10 protein-coding genes are annotated in these 12945 nt (G+C 74.2%); 8 read left to right on the forward strand and 2 right to left on the reverse strand.

All coding sequences use genetic code 11. The features are described 5' to 3' along the window. The first annotated feature begins 8 nt into the window (after positions 1-8). The 5 genes from LH044_RS15205 to LH044_RS15225 all read left to right on the forward strand — a co-directional run bounded on the left by LH044_RS15205 (position 9) and on the right by LH044_RS15225 (position 6520). Positions 9-725 carry a DUF3499 family protein gene (locus LH044_RS15205; RefSeq protein WP_227756433.1) on the forward strand — a complete coding sequence of 239 codons (717 nt, stop codon included), beginning with the start codon at positions 9-11 and terminating at the stop codon, positions 723-725. Positions 726-1127: 402 nt separating this feature from the next. Beyond that, entirely contained in the window at positions 1128-2759 is a 1632-nt protein-coding gene (locus tag LH044_RS15210; RefSeq protein ID WP_227756434.1) for a fumarate hydratase, read from the forward strand. A gap of 77 nt (positions 2760-2836) precedes the next feature. Continuing rightward, a complete protein-coding gene (locus LH044_RS15215) occupies positions 2837-3889 on the forward strand; it encodes a BPSS1187 family protein (protein ID WP_227756435.1) in 1053 nt (350 codons plus the stop codon). Between the two features lie 59 nt (positions 3890-3948). Continuing rightward, entirely contained in the window at positions 3949-4560 is a 612-nt protein-coding gene (locus LH044_RS15220; protein ID WP_227756436.1) for a DUF4126 domain-containing protein, read from the forward strand. A 196-nt stretch (positions 4561-4756) separates the two neighbouring features. Beyond that, positions 4757-6520: an N-acyl-D-amino-acid deacylase family protein gene (locus LH044_RS15225; RefSeq protein ID WP_227756437.1), complete on the forward strand. Its 1764-nt coding sequence runs from the start codon at positions 4757-4759 to the stop codon at positions 6518-6520. 67 nt (positions 6521-6587) lie between these two features. On the opposite strand, the gene LH044_RS15230 is transcribed toward LH044_RS15225, so the two are convergent. Continuing rightward, positions 6588-8015: a phytoene desaturase family protein gene (locus LH044_RS15230; RefSeq protein ID WP_227756438.1), complete on the reverse strand. Its 1428-nt coding sequence runs from the start codon at positions 8013-8015 to the stop codon at positions 6588-6590. Between the two features lie 24 nt (positions 8016-8039). Here LH044_RS15230 and LH044_RS15235 point away from each other — a divergent pair, with 24 nt between their 5' ends. From LH044_RS15235 to LH044_RS15245, 3 genes are read left to right on the forward strand one after another with little or no spacing between them, the layout of a single operon-like run. Continuing rightward, positions 8040-9557, forward strand: a complete 1518-nt coding sequence (locus LH044_RS15235; RefSeq protein WP_227756439.1) for an alpha-L-fucosidase — start codon at positions 8040-8042, stop codon at positions 9555-9557. Positions 9558-9599: 42 nt separating this feature from the next. Beyond that, complete coding sequence (locus LH044_RS15240; RefSeq protein WP_227756440.1) at positions 9600-10292, forward strand: hypothetical protein; 693 nt, start codon at positions 9600-9602, stop codon at positions 10290-10292. Continuing rightward, the gene (locus LH044_RS15245) at positions 10289-10624 is read left to right on the forward strand and encodes a hypothetical protein (RefSeq protein WP_227756441.1); all 336 of its coding nucleotides are present in this window, start codon (positions 10289-10291) and stop codon (positions 10622-10624) included. The genes LH044_RS15240 and LH044_RS15245 overlap by 4 nt, the downstream gene beginning before the upstream one ends. Before the next feature lie 22 nt (positions 10625-10646). Here LH044_RS15245 and LH044_RS15250 read toward each other — a convergent pair whose 3' ends face one another. After that, entirely contained in the window at positions 10647-12938 is a 2292-nt protein-coding gene (locus LH044_RS15250) for a signal peptidase I (protein WP_227756442.1), read from the reverse strand. Positions 12939-12945 lie beyond the last annotated feature (7 nt).

The raw sequence follows: 12945 nt of genomic DNA on the forward strand, positions 1-12945 counted from the left end.
CTGCGGGCGTGGCGAGGACCTGCATGCGACCGGGGTGCGACCGCCCCGCCGCAGCGCGGGTGGCCTTCGACCCCGTCGCCCTGCAGCTCTGGCTCGATCCGCTGTCGCGTCGGGCCGCACCGGTGCAGGAGCTGTGCGACTTCCACGTCGAGCGGCTGACGATCCCACGCGGCTGGACGGCGACCGATCGCCGTCCCGGCAGCCTGGCCGCCAACGCCGACATCGCGGCGATCGCCCTGCTCGAGCCGCCGGTCGACCTCGCGCCGTCCGCCGAGCCCGTCCAGCCCGAGCCGATCTCGGTCGAGCCCGAGCCGATCCTGGTCGAGCCCGAGCCGATCCCGGTCGAGCCCGAGCCCGTCGTGGCCCTCGAGCGCGAGCCCGAGCCCGTGGCGGTCGCCGATCACGAGCCGGTGCTGGTCGTCGAGCCGGAGCTGGACCTGGACGTCGAGCCCGATCCCGAGCCGGTGCTGGTCGTCGAGCCGGAGCTGGACCTGGACGTCGAGCCCGATCCCGAACCGGTCGTCGAGCCCGAGCCCGAGCCCGAGCCGGAGGTCGCCGCGGCGACCCCCCGCCCCCGGCGCCCGAGCGCTCGGCGGAGCCCCGCCCGCTCGTCCCGGAGCGCCGCCCCGTCGCTGCTGTCCCGGGCGTTCGAGCTCACGGGCCACCAGGAGTCGATCCTCACCCGCGCCACGCCCGACGCGGACCCCGAGGACGCCGACGGCTGACCACCCGGTCACCGCGCCGCCCGATGGCGGCGCGCGCCGGTCGATGTCGACCATCGGGCAGATGCCCGGGTGGGCATGTGCCCGATGCGGACAGGCCGCGGATCTGCGCAGGCTCCCCTCAGGACCGCCGACGGCGGTGTCGACCGGGGGTTCCACCGATGGCAGGGCTGTTCCTCGTCCACTTCCACTCGTCGCGGTCGGCTCGGCCACAGGCCCGCGCCGTGCGCGACGTCGCCGAGCCCTGGATGCCGGTCGACGCCCGGGTCGCGTACGGCCCGTCGGGGGGCCGTGCGGCTCGTCCGGTCGAGGGGCCGGCGGTGCGCTCCGCGGGCGGGGGGAGCGGGACGCCGGGGCGTCGGGTCCGTTTCGGAGGGGTGCGAGGGCGGGCCGTATCGTGGGCCCATGCCAGAGTTCGCCTTCCAGCAGATGTTCCCCCAGTCGAAGGGTGACACGCCGTACCGTCAGCTGACGACCGAGGGCGTCGAGGTCGACGAGTACCGGGGTGAGCGGGTGCTCCGGGTCGACCGGCAGGCCCTCACGCTGCTCGCCTCCGAGGCCGTCCACGACATCTCGCACCTGTTCCGACCGGGCCACCTCGCCCAGCTCCGGAAGGTCCTCGACGACCCCGAGGCCACCGAGAACGACCGCTTCGTCGCCCGCACGATGCTGCAGAACGCCTGCGTGTCCGCGGGCATGGTCCTGCCGTCGTGCCAGGACACCGGCACGGCGATCGTCATGGGCAAGAAGGGCCAGCAGGTCTGGACGCACTCGTCGGACGGGGCGCCCGGCGGTGACGAGGAGGCCCTCGCCCGCGGCATCTTCCAGACCTACACAGAGACCAACCTCCGCTACTCGCAGGTGGTGCCGATCACCACCTACGAGGAGGTCAACACCGGCACGAACCTGCCGGCGCAGATCGACCTCATGGCGGTCGACGGCGACGAGTACCACTTCCTCGTCATGACCAAGGGCGGTGGCAGCGCCAACAAGACGTTCCTGTTCCAGGAGACCAAGGCGCTGCTGAACCCCGACTCGCTGATGCGGTTCGTGGACGAGAAGATCCGCACGCTGGGCACCTCCGCGTGCCCGCCGTACCACCTCGCGATCGTCATCGGCGGGACGTCGGCCGAGATGAACCTCAAGACGGTGAAGCTGGCGAGCGCCCGCTACCTCGACGGCCTGCCGACCTCTGGCAACGGCCTCGGCCACGCGATCCGCGACACCGAGCTCGAGCAGGAGATCTGGCAGCTCGCGGCGAACACCGGCATCGGCGCCCAGTTCGGCGGCAAGTACTTCTGCCACGACGTGCGCGTGATCCGCCTGCCCCGCCACGGCGCGTCGTGCCCGGTCGGCATCGGCGTCAGCTGCTCGGCCGACCGCCAGAGCGTCGGCAAGATCACCGCCGAGGGCGTGTTCGTCGAGCAGCTCGAGACCGATCCGGCGCAGTACCTGCCCGAGGTCACCGACGAGCACCTGCACGACGACGTCGTCGCGATCGACCTCAACCGTCCGATGGACGAGATCCGGGCCGAGCTCGGCCGCTACCCCGTCAAGACCCGGCTGTCGCTGAGCGGTCCGATGATCGTCGCCCGCGACATCGCCCACGCCAAGCTCAAGGAGCGGATCGAGGCCGGCGACGGCCTCCCGCAGTACGTCAAGGACCACCCGATCTACTACGCGGGTCCGGCCAAGACGCCCGAGGGCATGCCGTCGGGCAGCTTTGGTCCCACCACCGCCGGCCGGATGGACAGCTACGTCGACCTGCTGATGCAGCACGGCGGCAGCTTCGTGACGCTCGCCAAGGGCAACCGCTCGGCGCAGGTCCGCAACGCCTGCAAGGCCCACGGCGGCTTCTACCTCGGCTCGATCGGCGGCCCGGCGGCGATCCTCGCCCAGGACTCGATCCGCTCCGTCGAGGTGCTCGAGTACCCGGAGCTCGGCATGGAGGCGATCTGGAGGATCGAGGTCGAGGACTTCCCCGCCTTTATCGTCACCGACGACAAGGGCAACGACTTCTTCGCCGACCTCCTGTAGATCCGAACCTCGTTCGGAACTCGTTGCCCGGGGCCCCTCCGGTGTGGCACTGTGTCTCGGTTTGGAGGGAGCGTGCCGTGGGTCACATCCGAAGGATCATGTCCGTCGCGGTGGTCGCCGCGCTCGTCGCCGTGGCGGCCGCGTGCCAGCAGCCGCCGTCGGGCGGGGCGGCGTCCACCTCGTGGTCGATCAACCCCAGCGCGACCGACGCGCTGATCGCCGGCGACTCCGTCTCGACCCACCAGGCGTACCTGCCGATCGGCGCGGCGCAGAACAAGCTCGCCGTCATCCTGCCCGGCACCAGCGCCACGACCCTCGCCTTCAGCGAGCTGGCCACCGTCCTGCGCCGCTCCGGCTTCCACGTGATCGTCCTGCGGTACCCGAGCTCGCTCGGCACCACGGGCGCCTGCCCCGACGCCGGGGCCGCCACCTACCCGGACTGCTTCCGGGTCTTCCGCTCCGAGGTCGTGTTCGGCTCGGACGTGCAGGATCCGATCGGTGACACCTACGACCACCCGATCGCCGCGGTGAACGCGCCGAACTCTGTCGTCAACCGGCTCACCAAGCTGCTCGACCACCTCGTGCAGCTCGCCCCGACGGCCGGCTGGGACAAGTTCCAGTACCGCACCGGGGCCGGCGTCTGCACCCAGGTCGACGGGACCTACGGCGGGTGCGCGATCAACTGGACCAAGGTGACCGCGGTCGGGCACTCCCAGGGCGCCGGGGTCGGCCTCTACCTCGCCAAGTTCTTCCCGCTCGCCCGCGTCGTGATGCTGTCCGGCAGCTTCGACGCCTACGACCTCGGTGGCGGCAGCTTCGCCGTCGCCCCGTGGATCACCGAGGCGCCGCTCGTCGTGGCGCCGGCCGACATCCGGACGCTGCTCCACACGTCGGACCCGGCGCTCGGCCGGATGCGTGCGGTCGCCTCAGCGCTCGGCATCCCCGGCAGCGAGGTGAACGTCACGACCTCGAGCCCGCCCTACGGGGGCAGCAAGCGGCTCGTCACGTCCCTCGCGTCGTCGTGCGGGCTGTGGGACTCGTCGCCGAGCCACAACTCGACCGCGGTCGACGCGTGCGCGCCCGACCAGGCCTACGACGCGGCGTGGACCTATCTGGCCACCGCCTCCTGATCGGCTGAGGGCGCCCGGGCGCCGTCCCCGCCGGCCCCGGTCGGAGCAGACTGCGCGCCGTGGACGTCACGCTGTTCACCAACCTGCTCGGCGCGTTCGGGCTCGGCGCCGCCTCGGGCCTGAACCCGTGGATCCCGCTGCTCGGGCTCGGCGTGGCGCAGCGGACCGGGATCGTGGAGCTGTCGTCGAACTTCGACTGGCTGGGCGCCACGGCCACGCTCGCGGTGCTGGGCGGGCTGTTCGTGCTCGACCTCATCGGCGACAAGGTGGCGGCGATCGACTCCGTGCTGCACGTGGTCGGTCTGGTCGTGGCACCGGTGTCCGGGGCCATCGTGTTCTCGGCGCAGGAGAACCTCCTGAGCGGGACGCACCCGGTGCTGGCGGGCGGGGTCGGCCTCGTGCTCGGCGGGACCGTGCAGGCGGCGAGGGGGACGCTGCGGCCGGCGGTCACCGCGACGACGGGTGGGTTGGGCAACCCGGTCGTGAGCGCCATCGAGGACGTGGTGTCGACCGTCCTCACGGTCCTCGCGGTGCTGGTGCCCGTCCTCGCGTTCCTCGTGCTGGTCGGGCTGGTGGTGTGGGCGGTGGTGCTGTTCCGCCGCTGGCGGCTCAGGCGGCGGTCGGCCGGTTCGCCTCGCACGCCCGCGCCAGGGCCGCCTGCGTGGCCCTGAAGGTCCGCATCTGGCGCTCGGCCGGGGAGGTCGAGCGACGGAACACCCACGCGATGCGATCGACGAGCTGCGTTGCCATGTCCTCCCATCGGCGGCGCCGTCCGGGGATCAAGCAGTCGCGTGCTGGCGCCCGGGCGCACCGCGTACGGTGAGGCCCGCGCCCCGGGGGAGCGCGCCGCATCCAGGGGGACACGTCATGGCCGATCTGATCATCCGCAACGGCACCGTCGTCGACGGGACGGGGGCACCGGCCCGCGTGGCCGACGTCGAGGTCACCGACGGCGTGGTGACCGCGGTCGGTGACGGCGGCGGCGGGCGTCTCGACGGCACCGCGACGAGGGAGATCGACGCCGACGGCCTCCTGGTGACCCCCGGCTTCGTCGACATCCACACCCACTTCGACGGCCAGGTGACGTGGGACCCGGTGGTCAAGCCGTCATCGCTGCACGGCGTGACGACGATCGCCATGGGCAACTGCGGCGTCGGCTTCGCCCCGGCCGCGCCCGACCGGCACGAGTGGCTGATCGGGCTGCTCGAGGGCGTCGAGGACATCCCGGGCGCGGCGCTGTCGGAGGGCCTGACGTGGGACTGGGAGTCCTTCCCCGAGTACCTGGACTCGGTGGCGGCCAAGCCCCACACCCTCGACATCGGCACCCACGTCCCCCACGCCGCCCTGCGCACCTACGTGATGGGGGAGCGGGGCGCCGACCACACGGAGGCGCCGACCGAGGGCGAGGTCGCCGAGATGGGCCGCCTGGTCGAGGAGGCGCTCGCCGCCGGTGCGATCGGCTTCGCGACGTCGCGCACCGAGGTGCACCGCACCAGCGCCGGCGAGAACATCGGCACGCTGACGGCGGGGGACGCCGAGCTGCTCGCCATCGCCGAGGCGATGCGCCGATCGGGCACCGGCGTGGTGCAGCTGATCAGCGACCTGTACCAGACGCCCGACGACGACCTGGCCCAGCGCGAGCTCGACCTGCTCGAGCGCTTCGTCCGCACCAGCGGCCGACCCCTCAGCTTCACGATGCAGCAGGCGTACCACTCGCCCGATCGCTGGCGGTTCCAGATGGACTGGGTCGACCGCATGGTCGCGGCCGGCCTCGACGTGAAGGCCCAGGTGGCCGCCCGCCCGATCGGCGTGCTGCTCGGCCTGCAGGCGACCGCCAACCCGTTCCTCTTCTGCGCGTCGTACGGCGAGGTGGCCGGGCTCGACCTGGGGGCGCGCGTCGCCGCGCTGCAGGACCCCGAGCGCAAGCGCCGCATCCTCGCCGAGCACGGCGAGATCGCCGCCACGCTGGAGCCGGGGATCTTCCAGCAGATCATGTGCGGCTTCGACATCACCTTCGAGATGGCCGACCCGGTCGACTACGAGCTGCACACCGACCGCTCGATCGGCGCCCGGGCCCGCGCCGCCGGCGTCGAGCCGATCTCGGTCGTCTACGACCTCCTGCTGGAGCGGGGCGGCGAGCAGCTGCTGTACCTGCCGCTCTTCAACTTCGCCCACGGCGACTTCGGTGACCTGTACGACATGATCACCTCGCCCAACGTGCTGTTCGGGCTGTCCGACGCCGGTGCGCACTGCGGCGCGATCTGCGACGCGTCGATGACGACGTCGTCCTTCGTCGTGTGGAGCCGGGACCGCCGCGACGGGGAGCCCGTGCCGGTCGAGGACATCGTGCACGGCCACACGCAGCGCAACGCCCGCCACGTCGGCTGGTTCGACCGCGGGGTCGTGGCTCCGGGCCACGTCGCCGACCTCAACGTGATCGAGCTCGACGCGCTGGCCTGCCACCCGCCGACGATCGTCCACGATCTGCCGGCCGGCGGCCGCCGCCTGATGCAGACCGCCGAGGGCTACCGCCACACGATCAAGTCGGGCGTCGTGACCTTCACCGACGGCGAGCACACCGGCGAGCTGCCGGGCGAGCTCCTCCGCGGCACCCGCCCCGCCCCGCGCTGACCCGCCGCGGCCCGGCGGCCAGAGGGGCCGGCGGTCAGAGGGGGCCGGTGGTCAGAGGGGCTGGTGGTCAGAGGGGCTGGCGGCGGAGGACGGATCGCGCCGCGGCCCGGCCGCACATGCCGTGCACGCCGCCACCGGGCGGCGTCGCCGACGAGCAGAGGTAGAGGCCCTCGACGGGGGTCGCCCACGGGTCGAGCGACGGGACCGGCCGCAGCAGGAACTGGCGGAGGTCGGCGACACCTCCGTTGATGTCGCCGCCGATGTAGTTCGGGTTGTACGCCTCGACCTGCGGCGCGGTCATCGTGTGCCGGGCGAGCACCAGGTCCTTGAAGCCCGGAGCGAACGCCTCGATCCGGTCCTCCATCGCGGCGGTCATGTCGACGTCGCAGCCGGCGGGGACGTGGCAGTAGCCCCACAGCGTCTGCGTGCCGGCGGGTGCGCGGGTCGGGTCGAAGTTCGACTGCTGCGCGAGCAGCATGAACGGCACCTCGGGGAGCCGACCGGCGACGACCGCCTCCTCGGAGGCGCGCACCTCGGCGAGGGTGCCGCCGAGGTGCACGGTCCCGGCCCGGGCGGTGGCCGGGTCCTTCCACGGGACCGGTCCGTCGAGTGCCCAGTCGACCTTGCAGACGCCCGCCCCGTACCGGTAGCGCTCGAGCATCCGCCGGTAGCGCGAGGGGAGGCGGTCGCCCGCGAGCGCCACCAGCTGCCGCGGCGTGACGTCGCAGAGCACGGCCCGCGCCGGGGGGACGTCGTCGAGCGTGCGGACGTCCTCGCCGCAGCGCACGGTCCCGCCGTGCTCCTCGATCAGGGCGACCAGCCCGTCGGCGATCGCCTGGGACCCGCCGCGGGCCATCGGCCACCCGACGACGTGCGCGAGCTGGCCGAGCAGCATGCCGAAGCCGGTCGTGATCGGCGCGTCGAGCGAGAGCATCGAGTGCCCCGCCATGCCCGCGAGGAGCGCCGGGCCGTCGTCGCCGCGGAAGCGGCGCCTGGCCAGCGCGGACACCGACCACAGGCCGACCGCGCCGTACCGCGCCAGCGTCACCGGGTGCCGGGGCGGCACGTGCAGCGGGTCGAGCAGCCCATCGACGAGGTCGAGCCCCGAGCGGACGCTCGGGCCGAACAGCCGCTCCCACGGCCGGCCGTCGACGCCGAGGCCGACCGCCGTCGCGGCGAGCGAGCGCTCCTGCAGCACCGAGTGCCCGGGCCGGAGGGCGTGCGCGAGCGGCGCATCGGGGTGGACCCACTCGACGCCCACGCGCTCGAGGTCGAGGTCGCGCAGCGCGGGCGACGCCAGCCCGAGCGGGTGGATGGCGGAGCAGACGTCGTGGCGGAACCCGGGCAGCGTGAGCTCGGCGGTGCGGGTGCCGCCGCCCGGTGCGTCGGCCCGCTCGAGCACGAGCACCTTCCAACCGGACCGCGCGAGCTCGAGGGCGGCGACGAGGCCGTTGGGGCCGCTGCCGACGACGACGGCGTCCCACTCCCCGGTCATGCTCGCCACCCTATTGTCCGATCCGTGCCGCGCCGCAAACGTCCCTCTGCCCGCGCCGAGCTGAAGGCGCTGCGGCGCCACCGCGTCCCCGCGTGGTGGTCGGACGCGAAGCTCGGCATCTTCGTCCACTGGACGCCGGCGTCGGTCGCAGGGTTCGCGCCGGTCGACTCCGAGATCGGCGAGCTGCTGGCCGCCGCCGACCCCGACGCGCTCGCGGAGAACCCGTACACCGAGTGGTACGAGAACTCGCTGCGGTTCCCCGGCAGCTCGGCCAGCCGATTCCACCGCGAGACGTTCGGGCTGATGCCGTACGCCGAGCTGGCCGACCGCTACCGGGACGGTCTGGCGACGTGGGACCCCGACGACTGGGCCCGACGCTTCGCCGCCACCGGCGCCCGCTACGTCGTGCTCGTCACCAAGCACCACGACGGGTTCTGCCTGTGGCCGTCCGACGTGCAGAACCCGCACCGCGCCGGTTGGCACACCGGCCGGGACGTGGTCGGCGAGCTCCGGGAGGCCGTGCTCGCGGCGGGGATGCGCTTCGGCGTCTACTACTCGGGCGGCCTCGACTGGACGTTCGACGACCGGCCGATCGGGAACCTCGGGGCGATGCTCGCCGCGGTCCCGCGGGGCGACTACCCCGCCTACGCCGCGGCGCAGGTGCGCGAGCTGATCGGCCGCTACCGGCCCAGCGTGCTCTGGAACGACATCGCCTGGCCCGCGCCGGGGCCGGAGCTCTGGCCGCTGTTCGCGGACTACTACCGGGCGGTGCCCGACGGCGTGGTCAACGACCGGTGGATGCCGTGGTCGCCGGTCATGGCGGCGGCGCGCAACGAGCTGGTGCGCCGAGCCGCCGACTCCCTCAACGCGCGGGCCACGCGGTCGGCCGGTGGCATCGTGCCGCCCAAGCCGCCGTTCTTCGACGTCCAGACCCCCGAGTACGTCGTGTTCGACGAGGTCCGCGCCCTGCCGTGGGAGTGCGTGCGCGGCATGGACCAGAGCTTCGGGTACAACCGGGCGTCCCGGTCCGAGCACTTCCTGTCCGACGACGAGCTCCTCGACATGGCGGCGGACATCACGGCGAAGGGCGGGAACCTCCTGCTCAACGTCGGGCCTCGCGGGGAGGACGCGCAGATCCCGGCCCAGCAGCTCGCGCTCCTCGACACGCTGGCCGCGTGGGCCGGCGTCGGTGACGGCGGGCCCGGGCCGGGCGCCGCGATGTTCGGCTCCCGCCCGTGGGTCCGGCCGACCGGCGAGGGCTCGACTCGGGGTCCTGGCGGGTCGGACGGTGCGGTGCCGCTGCGGTTCTGGGCGCGCGACCGGTCGGTCGACGTGGCCGTGCTCGGCCGGGTGGAGGCGTCGCTGCTCGTGCCCGGCTTGGGCGCCCGGCCGACCACGGCGGCCTGCGTGGCCGAGGGTGCACACGACGGCGAGCCGCTGCGCTGGTCCGGGGAGGGCACCGGGATCCGCGTGGAGCTCCCTGCGTCGACGGACCGGCCGGTGCTCCGGCTGCGCGACGTCGACGCGGTGCCGGTGGGCTGACGCGCTCTCCACCGCGGGGGTGCGGCCCCTACGATCCCTGCCGTGAGCTCCAATCGGCGGATGGGAGTGGCCGCCGCCGCGCTGCTCGGGACGGGTCTGGTGCTGATGATCGTGCCGCCCGTGCTGCGGGACGGCATCTGCGGTCTGACGTCGTGCGCCGACCAGGTGCCCGTGATCGCGGTGTCCCGGGTGTCGGCCAGCGAGCTGGCCGTCGTCGTCCCCGACGAGGCCGCCCCGAAGTTGCGAACGGTCGAGCTGCTGCAGGGCGGCGGCCGCGGGTCGGGCTCCCGGCAGTGGCTCATCCAGCGCGACGCCGAGGGCGGCGAGGACCCGACCACCTTCCTCGTCGGGTCGGAGCCCGAGGGCTTCCGCACGGTGGTCCCGCTCGACGGCGTGCCCGACTCGGACGTCTGGACGGCGCAGGTCGGCTTCCGCTGCACGACCGCCTCGCTGCCGTTCGACCCGGAGGCCATCGCCGTCGGGGAGGTCCGGTCGTGGGACGGTGTGATGGACGGCAACGAGTTCGCGTCCACCGCCAACACCGCCGAGCGCTGCGTCGCGGAACGGTCGTCGACCGAGGTCGTGCTGCTGCTCCTCGGCGCCGCCGCCGCCGTGGCCGGCGCGGTGCTCGGGATCGTCGTCGTGCTGCGCCGCCCGGCCCGCTTCCCCGAGGACCCCGGCGGCGATGGCTCAGGGGACGAGGACCTCGAGGTGTCGGACCCGAGCACGCCGTGATCGAGTCCGAGCCCGCCACCGCCGCTGCGTTCGACCGCCTCGCCGAGACCTTCGGCGACGTGCTCACCCGCGGGCAGATGATGGGCCGGCCGTGCCTGTTCCTCGCCGACGGGGGACGCCGGCGGATGCTGGCGTGCCTCGACGCGGAGGTCCTCGGGGTCCGCCTCGGTCGCACCACCGACGCGTTCGCCGACGCGCTCGCGCTCCCCGGCGCGTCGGTCTTCTCGCCCGGATCGGGCCGCAAGCAGTTCAAGGACTGGGTCGGCCTGCCCGCCGTCGCGAGCGAACGGTGGGAGCCGCTCGTCGCGCAGGCGCTCGAGTCCGCCGGCTGACTGACCTCGGTCGGGGGTCCGCTCAGGCCGGCGTCGGCTGTCGGCCCGATGCCGCGCCGTGCCCGCCCCGTCGAGGCAGCCGCACGGCGATCACGACCAGGCCGAGCACGAGGACCGCTCCCAGCACGACGACGAGGTTGGAGCGCAGCAGCGCCACGGCGTCGCCGAGGCTCGGGATCACCCACCGCACCCGCTGGAGGGTGGTGTCGGCCGGGATCGTCCAGGTCTCGCCCGAGGCGTTGGCGTCGCCCTGGGTCTGCATCAGGTAGTCACCGCCCTGCCTGGTGGCGGAGACCAGGCGGTGGGTCACGGGTTCGGACCGTCCCTCGGCGGGACGGGTCACCACGTCGCCCGGCCGGAGGTCGGAAACGCGCTCGGACTCGCTGATGACGATCGACCCCTGGCCGATGGTCGGCGTCATGGAACCGCTGCGCACGACCGCCGCCTGCAGCCCGAGCATGGCGCCACCGAGCACGGCGAGGAGGACGAGCGAGAGCACGACCGTCATGGCGAGGCCGGCCACGTCGAGCGCACGGGACCCTGCGGGCCGGCGGGCGCCGGGGGCGTGCACGGGCCCGATCGGCGTGGCGGTCGGCGTCGCCGGATCCGTCGCGGCGCGCAGGACCTGCTGGGCCCAGATCGCCCGGGTCGTCGCGTCGAGCTCCAGCGACAGACCGACCAGGTCGCGGCGCGGCGTGCGGCGCGCCCAGGCCACGACGCCCTCGATCGGCGTCGGCCCACCGGACGGCAGGTCGACGTCGACGGCGACCCGATCACCGTGGGCCGGCAGGGCGATGGCGGGCTCGTGCGTCGGCGGGAGCTCGATCGCGAGGCCCTCGGGCGACGCGTCCAGCGTGGTCCCGGTGCGACCCGCCACCGTCACGGGCAGGGCGAGCGGCAGGCGGAACGACGTCCGCTCCCAGCCGCGCTGCACCAGCACCTGGATGCACACGACCCACAGCAGCACCAGCGTGAGGAGCGCCGCGCCGACCGCCGGCGCGGTCATCTGACGGTCCGGGGGGTGGTCGACGAGCGCGGTGGCGAGCACGGCGGCGCTCAGCAGGCCGGCCCACAGGAGCGGGCGGACCGACACCTTGCGCGGCCCTCGGAGCACGCGGCCCGCCAGGACCGACGGCAGCGCCGCGAGCGAGCCGGGCATGCGGTCGACGGTCGACCGCAGGTCCCTCGCCGGGCGCAGCGCCTGGCCGACGGAGCGGTACAGCCCGGCCCAGCGGAGGACCGCCACGGCGGCGAGCAGGGCGATGACAGTGCCTCGGACCGTGCGGAAGGGCAGCTCTCCCGAGATCGTCCCGGTGAAGAGGACGGCGAGCCAGGCGATCAGCGACCACGCGAAGGAGTCGCGGGCCGTGAGCAGGAGGGCGAGCAGGCGGGGCACGCCGCGCGAGGTGCGGACGGCGTGGGCCGCGTCGGCGGACGCGCCCCGCTGCTGGGCGAGCGACTCGGGCCAGAAGGTCCGTGCCCCCGCCGGTGCGGCGACCAGCGCCAGGTCGTCGTCGAGCACGAGGCCCTGACCGCCCTCGCCCTGGCGGGCCCGGAGCCACGCACCCCGGGGCCGGTCCGAGGGCAGGGGATCGCGGCGCAGGTCGGCGGTGCGCACGAGCGTTGCGTTCGGTTCCCACAGCGCCAGCCCGCACGCCGAGGCGCGCCGCCGGAGCTCGGCGTCGACACGGCCACGGCTGTCGGGCGCGAAGCCGTCGGGGTTGAACGGACGGGTCCGTCCGATCGCCCACGGGTGGTCGTCGTCGAGGCGGGCGGCCGCCCGCCGGCAGCTCGCCGCGACCGGCGTGGCGCGACCGGAGACCAGCAGGACGGCGTCGGTGTCGATCCCGGCGACGGCCCGCGCGATCGCTTCGCCCTGCGACGCCTCCGACACCACGGTGACGCCGAGGTCGGCGAGCGCATCGGCGTGCTCGGCGGTGCCGACCACGACGCACGGGCCCGCTCCCTGGGCGAGCACGACCGAGTGCCGCTGCAGCTCGACCGGCTCGTCGCCCAGCACCACGATCGTGGTGACGGTCCCCTCGGCCCCGTCGGTGGGCGCGCCTCCCGCCTCGGCCCGACGCCCGGCGCGGGAGGCGACGAGGTCGGCGAGCACGCCGGCGCTGCCCACGAGCAGCGCCAGGGCCACGAGCACCGACACGGGCCAGCGCCCGTCCCGGGTCAGGAACGCGAGCCAGAAGAGGAGGGCGCCGGTGCCGAGCACCGACGCCAGCTCGGCCGCTCTCGCGGACCGGCCGGCGCCGGTGCTGGCGTCACCCCCGGCACCTCCAGCACCGTCTCGGTGCTCGGTCACCGGAGCC

The organism is Dermatobacter hominis, assembly GCF_020715685.1.
GTDB lineage: Bacteria > Actinomycetota > Acidimicrobiia > Acidimicrobiales > Microtrichaceae > Dermatobacter > Dermatobacter hominis.

What these genes read in the sequence shown, in the direction of transcription:
- LH044_RS15210 (WP_227756434.1), top strand. Translation starts at nt 1,128, where the DNA reads ATGCCAGAGTTCGCCTTCCAGCAGATGTTCCCCCAGTCGAAGGGTGAC.
- LH044_RS15230 (WP_227756438.1), bottom strand. Translation starts at nt 8,015, where the DNA reads ATGACCGGGGAGTGGGACGCCGTCGTCGTCGGCAGCGGCCCCAACGGC.
- LH044_RS15225 (WP_227756437.1), top strand. Translation starts at nt 4,757, where the DNA reads ATGGCCGATCTGATCATCCGCAACGGCACCGTCGTCGACGGGACGGGG.